The organism is Microcoleus sp. A6-C6 (genome assembly GCF_036705955.1).
GTDB lineage: Bacteria > Cyanobacteriota > Cyanobacteriia > Cyanobacteriales > Microcoleaceae > Microcoleus.
Genome location: NZ_JAUBVR010000001.1, coordinates 230,248 through 250,133, shown reverse-complemented (window position 1 = coordinate 250,133; position 19,886 = coordinate 230,248). Strand labels below are relative to the sequence as shown.

General features: G+C 45.5%; 25 protein-coding genes and 2 tRNA genes. 17 read left to right on the top strand and 10 right to left on the bottom strand.

The window, feature by feature from the left end; translation table 11 throughout:
* Positions 1 to 23: 23 nt before the first annotated feature.
* Together QUB52_RS01130 and QUB52_RS01125 are read right to left on the bottom strand one after the other, a co-directional pair.
* Positions 24 to 905, bottom strand: a complete 882-nt coding sequence (locus tag QUB52_RS01130; RefSeq protein ID WP_332972095.1) for a polysaccharide deacetylase family protein — start codon at positions 903 to 905, stop codon at positions 24 to 26.
* A 124-nt stretch (positions 906 to 1,029) separates the two neighbouring features.
* A complete protein-coding gene (locus QUB52_RS01125; protein ID WP_332972096.1) occupies positions 1,030 to 1,239 on the bottom strand; it encodes a hypothetical protein in 210 nt (69 codons plus the stop codon).
* On the opposite strand from QUB52_RS01125, the gene QUB52_RS29195 reads away from it, so the two are divergent.
* From QUB52_RS29195 to QUB52_RS01115, 3 genes are all read left to right on the top strand, one after another.
* Positions 1,209 to 1,469, top strand: a complete 261-nt coding sequence (locus QUB52_RS29195) for a glycosyltransferase (protein WP_442923398.1) — start codon at positions 1,209 to 1,211, stop codon at positions 1,467 to 1,469. The genes QUB52_RS01125 and QUB52_RS29195 overlap by 31 nt on opposite strands.
* A gap of 57 nt (positions 1,470 to 1,526) precedes the next feature.
* Positions 1,527 to 1,898, top strand: coding sequence for a glycosyltransferase (locus QUB52_RS01120; protein ID WP_265239658.1), 372 nt, complete (start codon positions 1,527 to 1,529; stop codon positions 1,896 to 1,898).
* Between the two features lie 214 nt (positions 1,899 to 2,112).
* The gene (locus QUB52_RS01115) at positions 2,113 to 2,271 is read left to right on the top strand and encodes a hypothetical protein (protein WP_332976089.1); all 159 of its coding nucleotides are present in this window, start codon (positions 2,113 to 2,115) and stop codon (positions 2,269 to 2,271) included.
* 78 nt (positions 2,272 to 2,349) lie between these two features.
* On the opposite strand, the gene QUB52_RS01110 is transcribed toward QUB52_RS01115, so the two are convergent.
* Positions 2,350 to 2,523, bottom strand: coding sequence for a hypothetical protein (locus QUB52_RS01110; protein WP_265239656.1), 174 nt, complete (start codon positions 2,521 to 2,523; stop codon positions 2,350 to 2,352).
* A gap of 62 nt (positions 2,524 to 2,585) precedes the next feature.
* Here QUB52_RS01110 and QUB52_RS01105 point away from each other — a divergent pair, with 62 nt between their 5' ends.
* From QUB52_RS01105 to QUB52_RS01085, 5 genes are all read left to right on the top strand, one after another.
* Positions 2,586 to 3,254: a DUF3318 domain-containing protein gene (locus QUB52_RS01105; RefSeq protein ID WP_265239655.1), complete on the top strand. Its 669-nt coding sequence runs from the start codon at positions 2,586 to 2,588 to the stop codon at positions 3,252 to 3,254.
* A 223-nt stretch (positions 3,255 to 3,477) separates the two neighbouring features.
* Positions 3,478 to 4,476 (top strand): sugar transferase, encoded by a 999-nt coding sequence (locus QUB52_RS01100; RefSeq protein ID WP_265239654.1) that lies wholly within the window; start codon positions 3,478 to 3,480, stop codon positions 4,474 to 4,476.
* Between the two features lie 545 nt (positions 4,477 to 5,021).
* Positions 5,022 to 5,456: an ATP-binding protein gene (locus tag QUB52_RS01095; RefSeq protein WP_265239653.1), complete on the top strand. Its 435-nt coding sequence runs from the start codon at positions 5,022 to 5,024 to the stop codon at positions 5,454 to 5,456.
* Positions 5,457 to 5,619: 163 nt separating this feature from the next.
* Positions 5,620 to 6,888 carry a WcaI family glycosyltransferase gene (locus QUB52_RS01090; RefSeq protein WP_332972097.1) on the top strand — a complete coding sequence of 423 codons (1,269 nt, stop codon included), beginning with the start codon at positions 5,620 to 5,622 and terminating at the stop codon, positions 6,886 to 6,888.
* 138 nt (positions 6,889 to 7,026) lie between these two features.
* Positions 7,027 to 7,776: a Uma2 family endonuclease gene (locus QUB52_RS01085; protein ID WP_332972098.1), complete on the top strand. Its 750-nt coding sequence runs from the start codon at positions 7,027 to 7,029 to the stop codon at positions 7,774 to 7,776.
* Positions 7,777 to 7,829: 53 nt separating this feature from the next.
* On the opposite strand, the gene QUB52_RS01080 is transcribed toward QUB52_RS01085, so the two are convergent.
* The 4 genes from QUB52_RS01080 to QUB52_RS01065 all read right to left on the bottom strand — a co-directional run bounded on the left by QUB52_RS01080 (position 7,830) and on the right by QUB52_RS01065 (position 10,565).
* Positions 7,830 to 8,720, bottom strand: a complete 891-nt coding sequence (locus QUB52_RS01080) for a DMT family transporter (RefSeq protein ID WP_332972099.1) — start codon at positions 8,718 to 8,720, stop codon at positions 7,830 to 7,832.
* Positions 8,721 to 9,959: a Na+/H+ antiporter NhaC family protein gene (locus QUB52_RS01075; RefSeq protein WP_332969318.1), complete on the bottom strand. Its 1,239-nt coding sequence runs from the start codon at positions 9,957 to 9,959 to the stop codon at positions 8,721 to 8,723. It abuts the gene before it with no gap.
* A gap of 92 nt (positions 9,960 to 10,051) precedes the next feature.
* Complete coding sequence (locus QUB52_RS01070) at positions 10,052 to 10,327, bottom strand: BrnA antitoxin family protein (RefSeq protein WP_194009377.1); 276 nt, start codon at positions 10,325 to 10,327, stop codon at positions 10,052 to 10,054.
* Positions 10,290 to 10,565, bottom strand: a complete 276-nt coding sequence (locus QUB52_RS01065; RefSeq protein WP_265239648.1) for a BrnT family toxin — start codon at positions 10,563 to 10,565, stop codon at positions 10,290 to 10,292. The genes QUB52_RS01070 and QUB52_RS01065 overlap by 38 nt, the downstream gene beginning before the upstream one ends.
* Positions 10,566 to 10,568: 3 nt before the next feature.
* Between QUB52_RS01065 and QUB52_RS01060 the strand changes: the two genes are divergently transcribed.
* The 7 genes from QUB52_RS01060 (at position 10,569) to QUB52_RS01030 (ending at position 14,017) form a co-directional block, all read left to right on the top strand.
* The gene (locus QUB52_RS01060; RefSeq protein WP_265239647.1) at positions 10,569 to 10,739 is read left to right on the top strand and encodes a hypothetical protein; all 171 of its coding nucleotides are present in this window, start codon (positions 10,569 to 10,571) and stop codon (positions 10,737 to 10,739) included.
* Positions 10,740 to 10,784: 45 nt separating this feature from the next.
* Entirely contained in the window at positions 10,785 to 11,420 is a 636-nt protein-coding gene (yqeK, locus tag QUB52_RS01055; protein ID WP_332972100.1) for a bis(5'-nucleosyl)-tetraphosphatase (symmetrical) YqeK, read from the top strand.
* Positions 11,421 to 11,540: 120 nt separating this feature from the next.
* The gene (rsfS, locus tag QUB52_RS01050) at positions 11,541 to 11,969 is read left to right on the top strand and encodes a ribosome silencing factor (protein WP_265239645.1); all 429 of its coding nucleotides are present in this window, start codon (positions 11,541 to 11,543) and stop codon (positions 11,967 to 11,969) included.
* 1 nt (position 11,970) lies between these two features.
* Positions 11,971 to 12,471 carry a CGLD27 family protein gene (locus QUB52_RS01045; protein ID WP_265239644.1) on the top strand — a complete coding sequence of 167 codons (501 nt, stop codon included), beginning with the start codon at positions 11,971 to 11,973 and terminating at the stop codon, positions 12,469 to 12,471.
* 158 nt (positions 12,472 to 12,629) lie between these two features.
* Positions 12,630 to 13,583, top strand: coding sequence for an asparaginase (locus QUB52_RS01040; RefSeq protein ID WP_265239643.1), 954 nt, complete (start codon positions 12,630 to 12,632; stop codon positions 13,581 to 13,583).
* 204 nt (positions 13,584 to 13,787) lie between these two features.
* Positions 13,788 to 13,864: transfer RNA gene (locus QUB52_RS01035), tRNA-Met, on the top strand.
* Between the two features lie 76 nt (positions 13,865 to 13,940).
* A tRNA-Met gene (locus tag QUB52_RS01030) sits at positions 13,941 to 14,017 on the top strand.
* A 187-nt stretch (positions 14,018 to 14,204) separates the two neighbouring features.
* Here QUB52_RS01030 and QUB52_RS01025 read toward each other — a convergent pair.
* Positions 14,205 to 14,393: a DUF2949 domain-containing protein gene (locus QUB52_RS01025; protein WP_265235201.1), complete on the bottom strand. Its 189-nt coding sequence runs from the start codon at positions 14,391 to 14,393 to the stop codon at positions 14,205 to 14,207.
* 230 nt (positions 14,394 to 14,623) lie between these two features.
* Positions 14,624 to 15,007 (bottom strand): hypothetical protein, encoded by a 384-nt coding sequence (locus QUB52_RS01020; protein WP_265235202.1) that lies wholly within the window; start codon positions 15,005 to 15,007, stop codon positions 14,624 to 14,626.
* A 294-nt stretch (positions 15,008 to 15,301) separates the two neighbouring features.
* Here QUB52_RS01020 and QUB52_RS01015 point away from each other — a divergent pair, with 294 nt between their 5' ends.
* Positions 15,302 to 18,235, top strand: a complete 2,934-nt coding sequence (locus tag QUB52_RS01015; RefSeq protein WP_332972101.1) for a PAS domain S-box protein — start codon at positions 15,302 to 15,304, stop codon at positions 18,233 to 18,235.
* A gap of 154 nt (positions 18,236 to 18,389) precedes the next feature.
* Here QUB52_RS01015 and QUB52_RS01010 read toward each other — a convergent pair whose 3' ends face one another.
* On the bottom strand, positions 18,390 to 18,977 hold the full coding sequence (locus QUB52_RS01010) for a rhomboid family intramembrane serine protease (RefSeq protein ID WP_332972102.1): 588 nt from the start codon (positions 18,975 to 18,977) through the stop codon (positions 18,390 to 18,392).
* Positions 18,978 to 19,474: 497 nt separating this feature from the next.
* On the opposite strand from QUB52_RS01010, the gene QUB52_RS01005 reads away from it, so the two are divergent.
* Positions 19,475 to 19,852 carry a Mo-dependent nitrogenase C-terminal domain-containing protein gene (locus tag QUB52_RS01005; RefSeq protein WP_332972103.1) on the top strand — a complete coding sequence of 126 codons (378 nt, stop codon included), beginning with the start codon at positions 19,475 to 19,477 and terminating at the stop codon, positions 19,850 to 19,852.
* Positions 19,853 to 19,886: the final 34 nt, after the last annotated feature.

Sequence of the window (19,886 nt, the reverse complement as noted above, 5' to 3'; positions counted from 1 at the left end):
AATAACTGTAAAAGCTGTATAGCTTATTTTTTACTAATTAGTTTGTGTAACCAGCTTCCTGAAGCTAGGCTGCTGAGTCTTTCTGCGGAGTGTTTTTTGTTGACAGTTAACCTCGAAATTCGGTATTTATTGGGTGGAAAAAACCGCAGTTTTAATTTCAAACTGTCGTACAAGTATCCTGATTTGTAGTATTTAGCAACATATTTTTCAGCTTCTTTATTGATAGCGCCAAAGGGGTAGGCTATGTGTGAAGCAACTATTTGATTTGGGTCTAAATCTTGGGTGCATTTCCTCAGTCTAATTTGGTCTTGAGATAGTTCTCTGTCTAATGCTGTCAGAGAAATTTTTGTGAGATTTTCGTGATTCAGTCCGTGGGATTGAATATCATAAAATCCTTTTTGCATTCCGTCTCTTAAGTCTTGACAAGTTACTTTTTTTATGAGTGAATCTTGACGACCTAAGAAGCCGGAGTTGATGAATACTACTACTTTAGTTTTTTTGCGGTATTTATTTTCGAGTCGTTCTAAAATCGGGAGTAAGTGGGTATAAATGCTTTTGTTGCCATCGTCAAAGGCAATCATAACTTTTTTGCGTCCGCGATATTCACTCGGCACCGGCTTTTTGGGATTGGCGATGAAATATTCGTAAAGCTCTTGGGTTGACAAAAACCAATAGTTATGGCTAACTAAGTCTTCTAAAAAAGGTTCCAAATTCTGCTGGCTGTAGTCGCCGGGAAAGTCTCTGCGCTGCGGCGGTACTTCCTGAAGATTCCGAAGGTCAACTATATCGTGAAAGCCGAAAATCGGAATTTCTACTGTGATGATTTCTAGGATTACTTGATACGTGATGAAAGCTAGGAAGAATGCTAATAAAAATCTAATAATCCGTTTTTTTCGGGGCGTCATACCGGGTTTAAAATACTCCGGCCATTTGTTAACTAAATAATTTATCATTGACAATTACAACCTCATGAGGTATATAGTTCAGGCGGTAGTATGAGGGTTTTTCGGACTCAGGTGTTGGGAGTGTCTAGATTGTCGATCGCCCGTACCTTCCATAAAGATGAGCTAGGTCAACTCTAGCATGATACAATTTATGGCGATCGCACTTTTCCTGCAACCCAGTCGAAAGTTGACACTGCTTATTTTTTTCCCGAATTTTTTCTAGGTGATTTTCTTGACTTGTGATTTCCCCTCCGAGGTGGTAGCATATTTCTGCGAAAGCGCGATCGAACAACAAGGATCAAAATCGCAGTAATTCTGCCTGTTTACAACGAAGCAAATTGCCTAGAGCAAACCTTTGACAGAATTTTAGAATTTTCTCAACAAAATCACGCTTACAATTTTATCATTGTTCATAACGGCTCGACCGACAATACACTGGAAATTATCGAAAACAAACTCAAAGCTTTCCCCGCACATCACATCAAACTAATTTCCTATAGCAACCTTCATTCAGTTGACAGTTGACAGTTGACAGTTGACAGTTGAGGGCGACCTCTCCCGGTCAGGAAGAGGATTGGAGTAATGAATAGTCTGCTTTTAATTTCTCCCTACAAGGGTTCCGGCTTTAACCCAATTCTTTCTGGTAAAGGCAAAGGATATGCCGTAAAAAAAGGCAGCGAATATGCAGAGGCCGACTGCATTTGCTTCATGGATGGCGACTTAGCTTACTCCCTCGAACACCTCGAACGCTTACTAGAAAGATTAGAAAAATTTGATGTCGTAATTGGTTGCACAAATCTCGATCTAGAAAACTTCCAAAATCTTACCTTACTCATAAAAATAGCCTGCAAAATATTTAACTTAATTTCCAGATTAATCCTGAATCTATCCTATAGAAATATGCAAGTCGGACTCAAAGGGTTTAAAAAAAATACCGGCCCAAGAAATATTTAAAAGACAAACAATTACCGGATTTTCATTTGATGTTAAACTACTTTTTTAGCTAAAAATAAAGGATATACAATTGGTGAAATGACCGCCAGAGTTTCCCAGCAATACCTCTACAAAATTTATCAAATCAATATACTTAAAAATTCCCTAAAAATGTTGACCTGCTTGTTTAAAATTAGATACAACGACCGCGCAGGCTACTATAAATCAATCAATCTTGTTGAGCTTTGACCTAGAAGAATTTGACATCCCTGAAGAATACGGTCAACCCCTGCCAGACGAAATAAAATTTGAAATTTCTAGCGGAGGATTGTCAAAGATTATGGCACTTCTCGACAGATTAGATATTTACAGCCACATTTTTTGTCACAGCTAACTTTGCACTCCACAACCGAGATACAATCAGAGAAGTCTCAAAACACCACGAAATAGCCTCCCACGGCTTTTGCAACTCTCAATTTTGCCTAGAAGATTTACAAAAATCCAAGCATACTTTAGAACAAATGATGAAATAGTCGGAAGGAATCGATCGATCGCCCACAACGCGATCGCCCACAACGCGAGTAAAATCCAGTAAAATTGCCAAAAGGTCGATCGACCCCCGTAGCTCCGCTATATTTGGATTCAAGGTTTGCTATACTCCAGAAATACACACAATATTAACCTTTAGAAAATCAATAGGCCGGAGCTATGACATCCTATGCAACCTCTACAGCAAGAGCCGAGATGAGTGAGATCCGGCGCTTGAAAAATATACTGCCCCCAGAACTCCAAAGTTGGGTAACAGTAGAAAAAACAATAGAAGTTAATCCCACCCTGATCCGCAGCGAAGAAATAGGCAAAGACCAGGTAGAAATCCAAATAGACCTGATCCGCTGGGAACAGCTAGCAATGGATCAGCGCAACCTCCTATTTTGGCACGAAGTCGCCCGCATCCAAAACGACACCATCCCCAGAGACGGTTGGGAAATGGCAGCCCTCGCCATAGGTTTAGGCGGCGCCGTCGGCGAACTTTGGGTGCAAGACGGCTTGCTGCTGCTGTTGGCCGTATCTTTGTGCGGCGTCTCCGGCTGGAGGCTTTACCAAAAAAACAACGGAGACAAAAGTTTAAAAGAAGCAGTAGACGCCGACGAAAAAGCCCTCGCCCTAGCCACCCGCTTCGGCTACACTCTCCCAAACGCCTACAAAAGCCTCGGCAGCGCCTTAAAAACCTTAATCGAGCAAACTTCCAAAAAAACTCAACGGGCTAAATACGAAGCTCGTCTCCAGGCCCTGAAACGCAACGCAGCGAAAGCCAAAGCCAAAGTCAAACCCATCACCCGCGAAACCTCGCAGTCAGAAAACGTCTACAATTCTTGATCTTCTTCCCCGACGCTGGCTACAAAGATTTTCCAGTTAACCGTTAACTGTTGACTTTTCTGTTAACAGTTGACTGTTGACTACGGTAGTTAGCCTTGGCAACAGAATTTTCGGGTATTATTGTAAAGTTTACATAAAGCTAGCCTTCTAATAACAATAATAGTGGATTTGCTAGGACAGAATAGGCTAAAGACATCAGCTTGAAATTTGAAACTAGGACTTCATGGTCAGCCAAACCCCAGAGGCAGATTTTCGGGTTACGTACTTGGACGAGATTCCCTCCGTTCACATACCCGTGCGCTTGAGCGTACTTGAAGCCGTAAACTTCAAGACAACCTGCCAGCAACTTTTCTTTGGAAGCACCGTTCCCAGCAAAATAGTCATAGACTTCAGTCAGACGACATTTATTGACAGTAGCGGGATCGGTGCTTTAGTCAGCAATCTGAAATTTGCCAAACAGCGCGGTAGTGACTTGGTGCTTCGGAGCCTCAAGCCACAAGTGATGGCAGTATTTGCTCTCACCAGCCTAGATCAAGTGCTGACGATCGAGCAACCTTCTGCAACCTCAACTCCCACAGAGACCAACTCCTCTGACAATCACCTACCGATGACGCACCCCTCGGTGCAATCGTGGGTAAAACGACTCATCGACATCGTTGGGGCAATCGTTGGTTTGATAATTACAGGAATATTGTTCATACCGATAGTCGCAGCTATCACAATTAACGATCCGGGCCCGATATTTTTTGCGCAAACCCGCTGTGGTTGGATGGGCAGAAGATTTCAGATTTGGAAGTTTCGCTCGATGTGTACCAACGCCGAAGCTATGAAATCCCAAATCAAAAACCAAGCCTCCGGCGCATTTTTCAAAAATGACAATGACCCCCGGATTACCAAAGTCGGGCGCATCTTGAGAAAAACCAGTCTTGATGAACTACCACAATTTTGGAACGTACTCAAAGGCGAAATGAGTCTAGTCGGCACCAGACCCCCGACTCCAGACGAAGTTGACCGCTATGAAGTACCTCAGTGGCAGCGTTTGGATGTCAAACCTGGGATGACGGGTGAATGGCAAGTCAACGGTCGCTCTAAAGTGCGCGATTTTGAAGATGTCATCCGTTTAGATTTAAAATACCAACAAGAGTGGAGTCTGATGTATGACCTGAAACTAATTGTTAAAACCATAACTGTGCTGTTTAACAAAAATAGTGGCGCTATGTAAGAGCGGTCAACAACCCACCGCTGAAATTTTAGGTGCTGTTGCTTTCTGGACAGCCGGAACTCGAACTTGATACGTAAATTAAGCAGGCGATCGTTCGCGATACTTACGTTAGCATTAAGTGTTAAAATTCACACAGAAAATGTGCAGCTAGTTGCCAGCTCTGCGATCGGAGTATTAATTAGCAATTTGCGAGTTCGAGATCGTACTCGAATCACGCCAGCAGGGTTTTCGAGGATGACAAGAACTCAGGTGTGTTGACAAAAGTATCGACTGCTAACACGGTCGAAGCTCAAATCACTCATCGCAAGCTGCCTCGGTAGGGAATTTTTCCTATTCAAACGCCCTACCGAGGCAGGTTACAGTATCGGAAGTCTCTCATTTTCTGTGCGAGTAAATGGTGCGAAAGGAATGCTCACCTTGAGGCAAAACGGGCTTCTTCAATTCAAGCTTGACTTAACTAATATGTTGCCAAGACCTTGCCCTCCTTTTCCTCTCCAACCTGCGCTGAGTACAGCGGTGGTGGGGGGCGACCAGGGAGAAGAAAAATGAAAGACGAGCAACCAATTGCCGAGTTCCACCTTCAGGTTAAAACAGACCTAAAGGCTCTGACACAAGTTTCGGAATGGTTGGAGAATATTGTTCTGCCGCTGATACCACACGACTTGTGGTGGCAGTGCAGCCTGATTGTTAACGAAGGGTTTACAAATGCTGTCCGCCATGCTCACCAGAACTTGCCGTCCGAGACGCCGATCGACCTTGAGGTAAAAGTGTTTGCCGATGACTTAGAAATTAGGATTTGGGACAGGGGTCAACCCTTCAACCTGAAAGCAAAACTGGACTCGATCATCCAAGAGCAGCGCGATCCGTTGGACAGAGAAGGAGAAAGGGGACTGGTGTTTATGTACAAGCTCACAGACAAGCTTTGCTATATCCGTACCGACGATCGCAACTGCCTGGTAATGCGCAAAAACCTTACGTGATAGCGCCAGATCTGCCCGCTCCAGGGCAGCTTCTGTCGCTCCGGCAAGGGGTCTGAGCGCCGCCCCCTGTTATGCTACCGGGAACCCAATTACATCCTCTGCAATTCAACGGGTGTAGGCTGGAGTTAGCGGTGGCAGGACAATTTGCTTCAAACTAAATATTATGCGTATTCTAATTTATTCCTATAACTACTATCCAGAGCCGATCGGCATTGCCCCCCTAATGACAGAACTAGCGCAAGGCCTAGTCAAGCGCGGCCACCAAGTCCGAGTCGTCACAGGAATGCCCAACTATCCCCAGCGCCGGATTTATCCGCAATATCGGGGCAAATTCTACCTCACCGAAGAACAGAACGGCGTCACAATTCAGCGCAGCTACCTGCGCGTCAACGGCCCTCACCCCAGCCTGCTAGACCGGCTCCTGCTAGACGGTAGTTTTGTCGTCTCCAGCGCCGTCCAAGCCTTCAGAGGCTGGCGCCCCGACGTGATTTTCTCGACAATGCCACCTTTACCGATTTGCGTCCCAGTCGCCTTTTACGGCTGGAGTCGCGATATCCCGATCGTCCTCAACGTTCAAGATATAGTTTCAGAAGCAGCCGTGCGCGTCGGCTTGGTGAAAAAAAACGGACTACTAATTAAGATTGCTGACGCCCTAGAAAAATTCGCCTACAGCACAGCCAGCCAAGTCAGCGTCATCGACAGCGGTTTTATCAAAAAATTGCACTCTCAGGGAGTACCCCCGGAAAAAATAGTTTGCGTTCCGAATTGGGTCGATGTTAATTTCATTCGCCCCTTACCCAAAGAAAATAACTCCTTTCGAGAAACTCACAAACTCAAGGGCAAATTTGTCGTTCTTTATGCTGGAAATATTGCCCTTACTCAAGGCTTACAAACAGTTGTCCAAGCAGCGGCTCGTTTGAAACACATACCCGAAATCGCTTTTGTAATTGTGGGAGAATCAACAGCACTCGCGCGCTTGCAAAAAGATTGCGAAACTTACAAAGCTACCAATGTAATGTTACTGCCCTTTGAACCGCGAGAAAAATTGCCCGAATTGTTAGCTGCTGCGGATGTTAGTTTAGTTGTACAAAAGCGCCGCGTTACTAACTTCAATATGCCTTCAAAAATTCAATTACTTCTCGCCAGCGGCCGGGCAATTTTGGCGTCGGTTCCTGAAACTGGTACAGCCCACAAAGCAGTCCAGCAAAGCGGTGGCGGGGTTGTAATAGCGCCGGAAGATCCGCAGGCTTTGGCTGATGCTGTTGAGGATTTGTTCTTAAATCGCGATCGGGTGAATGCGTTGGGCGAGCAAGGTAGAAAGTATGCTGTTGAGAATTACGGATTTGAGGAAGCTTTGAATCATTATGAGGCTTTATTTGCGACGGTGGCGGCGAGTCATGCTGAGAAAGTCTTGGCACCTTTGCCAAAGTAATCAGATAATTGAGTTAGTGAACATCTGTTTGGCTTTTGTAGTGCTGTCGCGAGAACCCTTACTTCTACAACCCAGCCGGGAACAGCACTCAAAGAAATAAGGCTGGTTTCAAACAATCTTTGGGATTAAAATAATACTATGAAATTTACCCTTGATATAGAAAACAATCCTACAGGCTGGCCAGATCACACTCAGCTACCAGAATCCGACGGTACTTTTGTGAAAAATTTTCAAGAACATCCCCAAAGCATTCTGTTAACGGATTCCATTACTCCCATTCTCGAAAGAATTCATCCCGATGCGAACTACTGTATCGGTCAAGATAGCGGCATTTATTGGCGATTAACTGAGCCGTTAGAACGGGGCGCGGAAGCACCGGACTGGTTTTATGTGCCGAATGTGCCGCCAACGCTTGATGGTGAATCGCGCCGTTCTTATGTGATGTGGCAAGAATTTGTATCACCGTTGATTGTGTTAGAGTTTGTATCGGGAAATGGTGCCGAAGAACGGGATAGAACGCCTTTATTGCGAACTGGTAAACAGGAAACTAAGCCTGGTAAATTATGGATTTATGAAAATGTGATTCATGCGGGATTTTATGCTATTTATGAAGTGAGTAAGGCGAGTGTTGAAGTTTATGCTCTGATGGAAAATAGCTACCGATTGGTTGCTGCAAATGAACGCGGCCATTATCCGATTGAACCGTTGGGTGTTGAATTGGGAATTTGGCAGGGAAGGTATCAAAATATGGAGTTACCTTGGTTGCGCTGGTGGGATAGTGAAGGGAATTTGCTGTTGGCGGGGGCTGAAAGGGCCGATCGCGCTGAACAAGAATTAGAGCAGTTGCGGGCTCAATTGCGATCGGCTGGAATTGAACCGGAGTTGTGAGGGGAATCTTGACGGAAATTTTTAAATTCCGCCCATTTCCGATCGCCAATATTTTATGAGTCAGTGCGGTTAGTAATAATAATGCCACAGACGATCGCCAATGTACTAAAAATATGCACCAACGAAATCGCTTCACCGAGAAACAGCCACGCAGCAATACCGCTAAACACTGGAATCAGGTAATAGATTAAGGCTGTGCGGTTCGGGCCAATGAGGGCGATCGCCTGATTCCACGCCATAAACGCCACCACCGATGACAGAACCCCGACATAAAGTAACGCCAGGGCGATCGAAGGATTGAACACCACAGGGTGATAAATCCAACATTCCAGCGCATAGAAGGGCGATAAAAACAACAGCCCCAAGCTAAAAGTGGATAAAGTGAAAGTTGTCATCCGCAGGTTGGGCGGCTTGCGCTTCACCAGCATAGTGTAGCCAGCAAAGATGATAGATGCTAACAACATATACAAATCGCCGATCGCAAACGAAATACTCAGCAGCCTCTCTAACGAACCTCCCGCGATTAACAGTACAACACCGCTGACTGCGATCGCAATACCGACTGCGCGCCTTAACGAGATAGTTTCTCCGTAAAAAATACGAGACATAAGTACAATAAAAACTGGGGAAGAAGTCGCAATTAACGCCATATTCACGGCTAAAGTTGTGTGGCCAGCAACGTAGATTAGAGTATTAAAAGTAGTCACGCCGGAAAGCGCCGATACAGTCAAGTAAGGGAGATATTTTTTAATCAATTTCCAGTCAGCAACTGCCGCCCGCACAGTAAATGGAGCCAAAGTTGCCACAGCAATCGTCCATCGCCAAAAAGCTAAACCCACTGGCAAAATATCCTGATTTAAAGCTCTAGCAACGATGAAGTTGCCAGCCCAAATAACCGTCGCCACTACTGCCAAAGAATAACCCATTGACATTTTATTGTTCATTTATTTGGGTTGATTTTTTTGAGGTAATTTTGTCAGTTTCATTTGAATTAAGTTAAAGATGGGAATTAGATATAAATAAAAGGCATAAGGAATAAAATCTGAATTGACACTCAAGATGGTTGCAGGCACTAATCCGGCGATATTCCAAGGAATTAATGGAGAAATCACAACAGCGGTGTTTTCCAAATCTACAGCAAGTTGATAATTATCTAATCCCTCTTTTCGGTATTTTTCCTCAACTAACTGATGAGTCAGAAGGATGGCGATTGTTTGGGTGCAGCCAAATGCAGCCGCTAACATTCCTATGATTGTCGTTCCACAAAATAAATCGCCTCTCGTTCGAGCTTTGTTTAGATACAATTCAATAAATTCTAGCGTTTTAGTTCCCGCAAAAAGGCCGGCAAATGCTGTTGATACAATCACAATTATTGAAACTTTGGCCATCGACAAAATCCCTCCTCCCGCCACAATATCTTTTAAACTAGAAGTTGGTTCTAACTTAAATCCGGCGATCGCGAATTGCATAATGTCCAGCGGCGAATAACCTTGGAGGAAAATGGCGATCGCGCTTCCGGCCATTAGACTAACAGCCATAGCAATTTTGACTTCCACTCGCAAAACACAAAGAATTAAAATTGTCAAGGCTGGCAGCAAAGCGATCGAGTTGAGATTGAAAGCTTTGCCAAGTTCAAAAGCCAGGTTATTGCCAGCAACTTCTACGGGATTTGCTAAGGATAAAATTAAATACAAGATGCTGGAAACAATCAGCGGATAAAAAGCTGTTACCGCCATATTTTTGAGGTTCGTATAAATGTCTGTGCGGGTAATGGCGGCAATCAAATTAGCGCTAGAAGACATCGGAGAACACCGATCGCCAAAATAAGCTCCGGCAACAATTGCCCCGGCAATTATATTGGGATTGACACCGCTGCCTTTGGCTGCGATCGTTAAAGCAATGCCGATCGTACTCACAGTGCCAAAGGAAGTTCCCAGCAGCACAGAAACCATGCTAGTTAAGATAAACGCCCAAAATATAAAATACTGAGGGCTAATTAATTTAATTCCCCAATATACGAGAACCGGAACCGTCCCCGCAGCCATCCAGACGGCCATGACTGCCCCGATTAACAGTAAAATACCGATTACTGAAAAAGATTTTTGACTTCCAGCCACAGCCATTTTGATTAAGCTGTTTATATGAAATCCCCTTCTCAACAAAATGGCAATAAAAATTGCCATAGAAGCTAGCAACGGATAAAGTACAAAATAACCTTTTATGGCACTAACTAAAAGTAAAACAAATGAAATAATTAGAAATAATATCAAGTCCATTATTGATGGGCTTTCATGTATTCTCTCAGTAAGGTGTTGATCTGGGTTTGATAACCACGACCTTGAGATTTAAACCACTCCAAAACATCACTGTCAATGCGTAAGGTAACTTGAGCTTTAGTCTTAGGGTTGGGCAAGCCTCGCCCAACTACGGCTTTAGCAAACATTTCAGGCGTAATTTCAGGGCAATCAGAGAAATCAATATCTTCATCAGTCATGGCATCTAGGCGTTGCCAGTCAGTTTGAGATTTGCTCGAAGTAAATTCGTTGTTCATATTTAGTTGCTTTTCTAGCAGAAATAATGCGGGTACATTCCTCTCGTTCTGTATGGACGATAGCGACTACTCGCCCTTGCAACAAACCAAAAGTCACAAACCTTTGCTCTCCATAACTGAATCGTTCATCCTCAACTGTTACGATTTCTCCATCAAAAACTAATGGAACGTCGATAAAGTCAATTCCATGTTTGCTAAGGTTGGTAAGACGTTTCGTCTCATCCCACTCAAATTCCATACCTTGATTGTCACTAGATATTGTAACTACAATTTGTCGTTACAGCCACTTACTTTAACAGATATTTGGATTGTTCAGGTAAAGCCGATCGCCCCCTTCGCCCCCTTCGCCCACTTCACCCCAATCATCCCAGATATCCCAACACCGCTACTACCCGACACCGCACTCTATTAAAACAAAACGCTAAAATAGTAGATCCTACAATTTGGGAGTTAATATTTGACACTTGCACCTACGCGCGAAAACGTCCTAGCTTGGCTCTCACACCGCGTTCCTGCCGCCCGCATCACACACATCCTCGGAGTCGAACAAACAGCAGGTGACTTGGCTCGCCATTACGGCCTCGACGAAGCAAAAGCTCGATCGGCCGGTTTGCTGCACGATTTGGCAAAATACTTTAAACCCCAACTACTCCTGCAAATGGCTCAGAAGGAAGGTTTAGAGTTAGACTCAGTGTTGGAAGCACACCCGCACCTGCTGCACGCAGACGCCAGCGCGATCGTCGCTAGAGACGAATTCGGGGTGGTCGATCGAGAAATTTTGGACGCAATCGCCAATCACACCCTCGGCCGACCAAACATGAGCCAGCTCAGTTGTACCGTATTTATAGCAGATACTATAGAGCCGAGCCGCGGCAACACAGCCGAACTAGCAGCACTGCGCGAAGCAAGTATGCAAAATCTTTATGCAGCCGTGTGGCAAACTAGCGATTATTCTCTGAGATATTTGCTAGAAAGTCGCTGCTACATTCACCCGCGCACCGTACTTACACGCAATTGGGCGCTGCAAATGGCTCGCGAATCGAAGGAAACAGGAAATTCGACAGGGAAGTCGATCGAACAAATCACCAGTTAAAAGTAAAATTTACCAGCAATCCTGTACTTACTTCTGGCTTCCACCTAACTCCTATTTCCAGTCTCAAACCGCCAACAACCGATTCCCCTTTACTGTCTCAATTAGGAACTTAAACACTTAATGTCAGATCTAACCCAACTCGAATATTCCAGAACTCAGTCTACAGTAACCGACGCCATGTCCCCAACCGACGAAGCGCGCGGTTTGATCCTCACGGCTGCCCAAGCTGCCGATGACCGCAAAGCAGTTGATATTGTATTGCTCCAAGTGTCAGAAGTATGCTATCTGGCAGACTACTTTGCGATCGTCACCGGATTTTCCAACGTCCAAGTACGAGCCATCTCCCAAGCCATCGCCGACCAAATAGAAGAAGAATGGGGACGGTTGCCGCTGCGTACACAAGGGCTATCAGACGCCAGTTGGGTCGTCATGGACTACGGCGACGCGATTATCCACATCTTTAAACCTCAAGAGCGCGAATTCTACAATTTAGAAGCGTTCTGGGGACACGCCGATCGCCTTGATTTTTCAGTCGCAGAGGAACGCTAATGTGAAAAACGCTTCTGTTTCTATTTGTCCTGTTCCCCAAGAACAGCGCCCAGTTAATGAATACCAAGAACTTACAGAATCCTGGTTTTTTAGCTGGGTAACTCTCGATTGGCCCGCATATCTGGCAAAACTGGCTTGGGTATGCGGTTGGAGTTGCTTGATATCCGGGCCACTCGCAGCAGCCAGCTTTGCTCCAGGCAAGTATCCAGTTCAGTTTTTGCTGTGCGGTGCTGCTGGTGCCGGTTTTATTCTAGGATTAGCTTTGCTGCGACTTTACTTGGGTTGGTTCTACGTGCGATCGCGCCTGGACAATCCCACAGTCGTCTACGAAGAGTCTGGCTGGTACGATTGTCAAGCTTGGCCGAAAACTCCCGAAGTTTTAGCTCAAGACCAATTGATAGTCAACTACGAACTAGAACCAATTCTTAGGCGTTTGCGGCAGACATTTTATGGTTTGACTGTATTGCTGGTTGCCGGGGGACTAATTTGGAATTGTTTGTAATCGGGAACGGAACAGGGGAGTTTTGAGTTTTGAGTTTTGAGTGAAAAACGATCGCCAAAACATTAACGAAGCAACCCGCAACTCACAAATTACAACTGGCAACTCAAAACTTTCACGATCCCCAGTCTAAAATCTAAAATCTAAAATCTAAAATTGATATGACAAGGGGAAAACGAACCCAAGCTCCCGAACTGGAAGTCACACTGCTGCGCGAAGGTATTGTGGAATCTAGGCACCGCGCCCAAGCCGCTGTCTGCGACAAGCGCGGGCGCGTTCTGTCCGTTGCCGGTAACTCGGAAACGGCGACATTTATCCGTTCTTCTCTCAAGCCTTTTCAAGCTTTGGCTGTGACGGCGAGCGGCACTTTGGAACGCTACGAATTGACCGATCGAGATTTAGCGATTATTTGCAGTTCTCATCAAGGTACGATCGAGCAATCGCGGCAGGTGTTTAACGTCCTGTGGCGCTGCGACATAGACCCATCTAAACTTCAATGCCCCATTCCTGAAGGCAAAAAAAGCCCCCTGCAATACAACTGTTCCGGCAAACACGCCGGAATGCTGGCTGTCTGTCAGCAAATGCACTGGCCGATGGAAACTTATTTGCGCCGTAAACATCCCGTCCAGCAGCTTATTTTGGGCAAGGTGGCTGACTTGCTGTCAATGCCTGCCGAAGAGTTTATCAGCGCTCGCGACGACTGCGGCGCTCCTACCTATCTATTGCAGTTGGGACAAATGGCGTCTTTGTACGCTAAGTTGGCCTCCGGCGACAATGTGGATATGGAGCGGATTGTGCGGGCTATGACTCACCACCCGATGATGGTTGCCGGTGAGGGCAAATTTGACACGGAACTGATGCGCTTGACTCAAGGCGAATTGGTGAGCAAGTCCGGCGCCGAAGGGGTGCAGTGCATTGGCCGGGTTGGCGAAGGCATGGGTTTGGCGATTAAGATAACGGATGGTGGCAAGCGCGCTCAATTTGCTGTGGCGATTCATTTGCTCAAGCAGTTGGGCTGGATTACTCCGACGATCGCCGAAACTCTTTCTGACACTTACCTGACTCTCAGCGAATTTAAGCGCTTGGAGGTAGTGGGGGAAGTTTCGATGCTTTAAGTTGTTCTGCATTCAAATTGTATATCTAGATAACCGACCAACAATCCTCTCCCCCTCCCCCTCTCTCCCCCTCTCCCTCTCTTCCTCTTCGATCGATACTCTGAGCCGATTTCAGCAACCCCTCCCACAATCTCAAAAGTTTTTTTGATTTAGGGGTTGCAATTTTCCGAAAGATGTGTTTATATTAGAGAGTAGACAAAGCGACGCGGGATAGAGCAGCCTGGTAGCTCGTCGGGCTCATAACCCGAAGGTCAGTGGTTCAAATCCACTTCCCGCCACCAACTTGAAACAAACTCTGTAATCTCAACGATTACAGAGTTTGATTTTCGGAAACGACTAGAAATATAGATTAAGCGACGCGGGATAGAGCAGTCTGGTAGCTCGTCGGGCTCATAACCCGAAGGTCAGTGGTTCAAATCCACTTCCCGCCACCAAATTTAATCAGACAAGCCCCGGCAACCGAAAAGTTGCTGGGGTTTGTTTTATGGCGTCTGGAGCCATAAAACAGACCCTCAACCTCAACACTCAACCCCATACTTTTCTACGCCCGTTTGTGCAAGCTTTATTTCTCAAAAATCGGCAATTCGATATCCCTGTTTGTGAACTTTGCATTTTAAATTGCTAAGCCGGCTGAGTTTGCAGCCAATCAAAGATCAAGTCTAACTGTTCCAGCGTGACTAACCCATACTGCCACAGAACCATCGGCAGTTGGCTGGCATCTTCTTCGCCGTGTCTCAGAGCAACAGCGATCGCAGAATTCGAGATCGCCAACTCCCCCCGCAAATAATCGATCAGTTGAGCCTTTCCCATCACCTTCACCGCCTGTTTTATGCGATCTTGTAAATATATGTATCCGATTTGACTGAATCTGAAGTTTAATAGTCCTAATTTTCTGTTGATAATGGGCGATGTGGTGTGATGGAAAGCGCACGCAATTTGTGATAAAACTGATAAAAAAAGGCGATCGCAGTCACAAGAGATCCCAGCCTCAAAAATAGGATCGGGCGATCGATCGCTTGACATCAATTCATTTAAAATTGTTAGAGTCCTAGCTGAAGCTGAACTCCCCCTCCTGTGCCGCTGTCGTTGGGTTTGAGAGGTAAGGGATTTCCTAGACGCTGGGAGTCGGAAGGAGTAGTGATAAATTCCAATTCCGGGCCAACTTTCATGCGAAATGTATCCGCCAAGCTGCGCTCCCTCCTAGCAGAATTAGCCCCCGTTTGTGATTCACCAATCAAGTTTTGGTAGTCCGAGTCCACGGTTCTGTCCTCCACAGTTCTCAGGGAATCCCCAGATAAAGTCGTTTCCGAATTTTGCGGCCCTGATTGCACTCTTTGTTGGGCGAGAACCGCCGGGGTGAAACTGATAAAAATTGAGCTCAGTCCGAGAACAGTACCAAAATTAGCCATAACTGCGTTCATCATCCATGCCTCCGTTAGCTGCATCCTACTATGTTTATTATATGTAGTTTCAACTCCACAAGCTGTGTGGAATTGACAACGCTAATGGAAAAATAGCTCCAAAAGCTCGATCGCCCTCCCAAAGCTCCCGATCGCGTTAAGATAGCGGTGGCAGCCGTTAAAAATTCAGTTACCAGCGACAGATTCCGATTTCTTAACAGCACTTTGCCTGCTCAAGCAATCTCAACGTTCAAAATCTGCGCTCATCAGGTTGTACTTTACTTAAATGTTGTGGATTCGTAATATTTCTGCTCGATCATGCCAATCAGATCTCTGACAGACCGGATTTTCAAAATATCGAGTAAAGTGCCAATTCGCATCGTCCTTGTCGTGCCTTTTGCCATCCAGACTTTTGCTGCGGTGGGGCTGACGGGGTGGCTGTCGCTGCGCAACGGGCGCATAGCTGTCAACGATGTTGCCACGCAACTGCGGGCCGAAGTCACATCGCGCATCCAGCAACACATTCATAGTTTCATCGAAACGCCACACCAAATCAATCAAATCAATCTCGATGCCATCCGTCTCGGCATTTTGAACGTGCAGGATGAAGTGAGCTTGCGTAACTACTTCTCCAAACAACTCCAAACGTTTGATAAAGTGAGCTACATTCAATTCGGCTCCGAACAAAAAACTTTTACTGGAGTTGAACACCTCGACGATGGCAATTTGCAAGTTCGGATTTCTAATAAATCTACTGGCTATAACTTTCACAGCTACGCACCGTCAGAGTTCGGTAAATCAACTAAGCTATTAAAAACTACTCCTAATTACGACCCCCGCACTCGACCTTGGTACATAGCTCCGGCGAGGGCAGGCAAGCCGACATGGACTAAAATATATACTTATTTTGATACCCCAAAACTAGCAATTACTGCCGCTCAACCAGTTTACGACAAGGATAACAAATTGATTGGAATCCTGGGTTCTGACTTGACACTTTCCAAGATAAATCAATTTTTGGAAGGTTTCAAGATTGGTAAATCAGGGCAGACTTTTATTGTGGAAAGGTCGGGAGAATTGGTGGCAAATTCTACTCCAGAACCGCCGTTTATTGTTAGCAACGGCGTTCCGAAACGAATTGCTGCAACTCAAAGCAACAATGTTTTGATTCGATCGACTGCCCGGTATTTGAAAGAAAGCTTTGGGGATTTGAGCAAGATTGACAGCTCTCGCCAGCTAGATTTTGCGATCGACGGGGAACGGCAATTTCTACAAGTGACGCCCTTCTCAGACAGCAGAGGCCTCGACTGGTTGATTGTGGTGGCGGTTCCCGAAGCCGATTTTATGGAAGCGATTAACGCTAACACTCGTTACACAATTTTGCTTTGTTTCGGTGCTTTGGTGGTGGCGACGGCTCTAGGGATTCTGACTTCGAGATGGATTGTGATGCCGATTCAGCGTCTGAGCAAGGCTGCGGAGGCTTTGTCGCGGGGAGAATGGGACTCGATGGTGGTAGATTCTCGGTTGATGGTGTCTCTAGAGCGGGAGGATGAGGTGGGTGTCCTGGCCCGCTCTTTTAATACGATGGCCGGTCAATTGGAAGAGTCGTTTACTACTCTCGAAGAGCGGGTGGAAGCTGCGATCGCTGATAAAACTAAATTAATTGGCTCTCTGAAACAATCTCAGCAAAAACTCGCTCTCCATCTTTATCAAACTCCTTTGGGGGCGATCGAATGGAATCTCAATTTTGAAGTAGCCGACTGGAATTTATCAGCCGAAAGAATTTTTGGATACAACCGCTTGGAAGCAATGGGATGCCACGGAGTCGATCTAATAGTTCCTGACAGTGCGAAGGAGTATGTCAGGCAACTATCTATAACTTTGCTCACTAATCAAGGAGGAGTTAGTAGCATTAACGAGAATATCAGAAAGGACGGGCAAATTATTCTTTGCGAGTGGTACAATACTACTTTGGTTGATGCTGACGGCACGATCATCGGGGTGGCATCGCTGATTCAGGACGTAACCGAGTTTCACACTGCGATGGAGCAGTTGCGGGCTAGTGAGGAGCGGTTTCGCCAGTTGGCAGAAAATATTCATGAGGTGTTTTGGATTAGAGAACCAAATCAACAGCAAATAATTTATGTGAGTCCAGCTTGCCAGAAAATATGGCATTTGAGCTATCAGAGTTTGCTGTCAGAACCGGAGGCTTTTTGGGATGCTATTCACCCGGAGGATGTCGATCGCCTCAAGGCTGCTTTTGAAAAACACGCGCAGGGCGATTATGATGAGGAGTATCGGGTAGTGCGATCTGACGGTTCAGTTTGCTGGGTGCGCGATCGGGCTTTTCCAGTCCGCAACGAAACCGGAGAAATTTACCGCATCGTCGGCATTGCTGAAGACATTACCCAACGCAAACTAGCAGAAGAATTCCAAAAAGTCGCTCAAACCGCTCAAGCTGCAAGCCAAGCCAAAAGCGCTTTTTTAGCCAATATGAGCCACGAATTGCGTACTCCCCTCAACGCAATTATCGGTTACAGCGAGATGCTCAAAGAAGACGCCGAGGATTTAGGCCACGAAGATTTTATCCCCGACTTGCACAAAATTCAAACTGCCGGCAAACACTTGCTATCTTTAATTAGCGATATTTTAGATATTTCTAAGATTGAAGCAGGGCGGATGGAACTTTATTTAGAAACTTTCAACCCAGTTAATTTAATTGAGGATGTAGTTTCTACTATCGAATCCCTCGTCGAGAAAAACTCTAATAAGTTTGAAGTTAATTATGTTGGCGATTTGGGAATGATGTATGCTGACATTACCAAAACTCGTCAAATATTGCTTAACCTGCTCAGCAATGCAGCGAAATTTACGGAAGGTGGCACTATTACCCTGTCCATTGAAAGGGTTAAATATGACAGCTTAATAACTCAAGAAATAGCAGAAACTTCCGACTTGATAATTTTCCGGGTAGCTGATACGGGCATTGGGATTCCGGCAGAACAAATGCAGCATTTATTTCAAGCTTTTATGCAGGGCGACGCTTCAACTACGCGCAAGTACGGCGGCACGGGTTTGGGATTGACTATTAGCCGTCATTTTTGCTTGATGATGAGCGGCGATATGCAAGTTCAAAGCCAATTAGGTGGCGGTTCGGTTTTTACAGTTTACTTGCCCGCGCAAGTTGAATTATTAGATAAGACGGCGGTTGAAACCGCGTCTACAAAAACGAAGTCCGCCTCCGCGGACTGAAGAAAATAGCGTAATTTCAACCGCCCGGCCTTCTTCTCCTCCTTCTTGCTCCTCCTTCTTCCTTCTTGCTCCTTCCGACTTCCATCGGACTGAAATCCGTTACATCCGTTACATCCGTTACAGAATCCGTTGCCGAACTGTCTTCTGCCTTCTGCTATACTTCCCGTTTTTTTCGCCCCAACATTTGAGCTGCTAATATCCCGCCTGCAAAGCCAAAGAAATGTGCTTGCCAGGAAACTCCAGGCTGCGAGGGCAAAACTCCCCAAATTAAACTGCCGTAGAAGAAACCGACAATTAAAGATATCATAATAGACGTAAAGCTGCGTTCAAAATAGCCCCGCAGTAGCAAAAATCCGAAGTAACCAAAGATTAATCCGCTGGCACCAATGTGCACGGAATTGGGCGCGCCTGTCAGCCAAACTCCCAATCCGCTGATGAGTACAGTAACGGCACTTACGATAAAAAAGTCGCTAGTTTCTCGCAGCATGATTAACCAACCAAATGTCAGAAAAGGAAGGGTATTGGCTGCTAAGTGAGCAAAACTGCCGTGCAAAAAAGGCATGAAGAGGATGCCTTCAAGTCCTTGGATGTTGCGGGGGCGGACTCCGTAGGAATTCAGCGCGCCTCTAAACACGAATACGTCGAGAATCTCGATCGCCCACAGGAGGGAGACGAAGCCGCCGAGAATGGCTGCGTGGCTTTGCAATTCACGGGTGATAGATTTGGTTTCTGGGTTGCTCATGGGTTGTGAGGGCGGTAATACCGATTATTTCTAATTGTAGGAGTTTCTGGGCGATTCCCTACGGGATAGCTACGCCGCGCGTGCGAAGCGACACTTAGCGCTGGGTTTCAGGCTTTTTTGCAGCCGAGCTTATTTGAAACTATTATAACTTTCATTTGAAATTCCGCATTTTCACGTATAGGATAATTCACCTCGATGCGTCACAATTGTAATTGAACTACAAAAGGAGAGTCAACCTAAGGTTGAAGCTAAAACGTAGAAGACAGAATTTTTACCCGATCGATAAATTCTCGATCTGGCAATGAGGACACTTTGGCGATCGCACACTGTCTCTAAAAAAAAATCAGGAACTACTTTTCTCGCATCAAGTCATTAATTCAAGAACTTTCATCCGGTAAAACAAAACGAGCTGCTGTAGGTACTTATTGTAGACAAAATCCAGTACAAGCTCTACAAAGAGTTCTTGGCACCTCGTTCTAAAAGAGGAGAAGAGCAATATGAACGTATTTGAGCAAAAATTACCCCAGAGAATTCTGCCAATTTGGGTATGGCATGGCAAACAAGAAACGACTGTTACTGTCGCTACAATTTCTCAGCCTTACAGTAAAAAGCCGCGCTTTGATTTATTAAATCCGCTGAAAGAGTGGATCGAGAACACAGAAATTAAGAGTCAAAAATTGGCTCGGTTGTTGTGTAAATATATTCCGTCGCAGTGTCCGTTTGAGCGGGAAGTCAAGTTTGGCGATCGCACTTTATTTTCCATTCCGCCGTTGTGTAAGTTAAATCCGCTTTACGAGCAAGTGGTTGGGATTCGCTTTCGGGCTTTGTGTTATTTGGCTGACGACTGCGGCGTGGATGTAACTCCCTATTGTTAATTCTCCAAAATTTTAATTTCTAACTCTCTTTTTC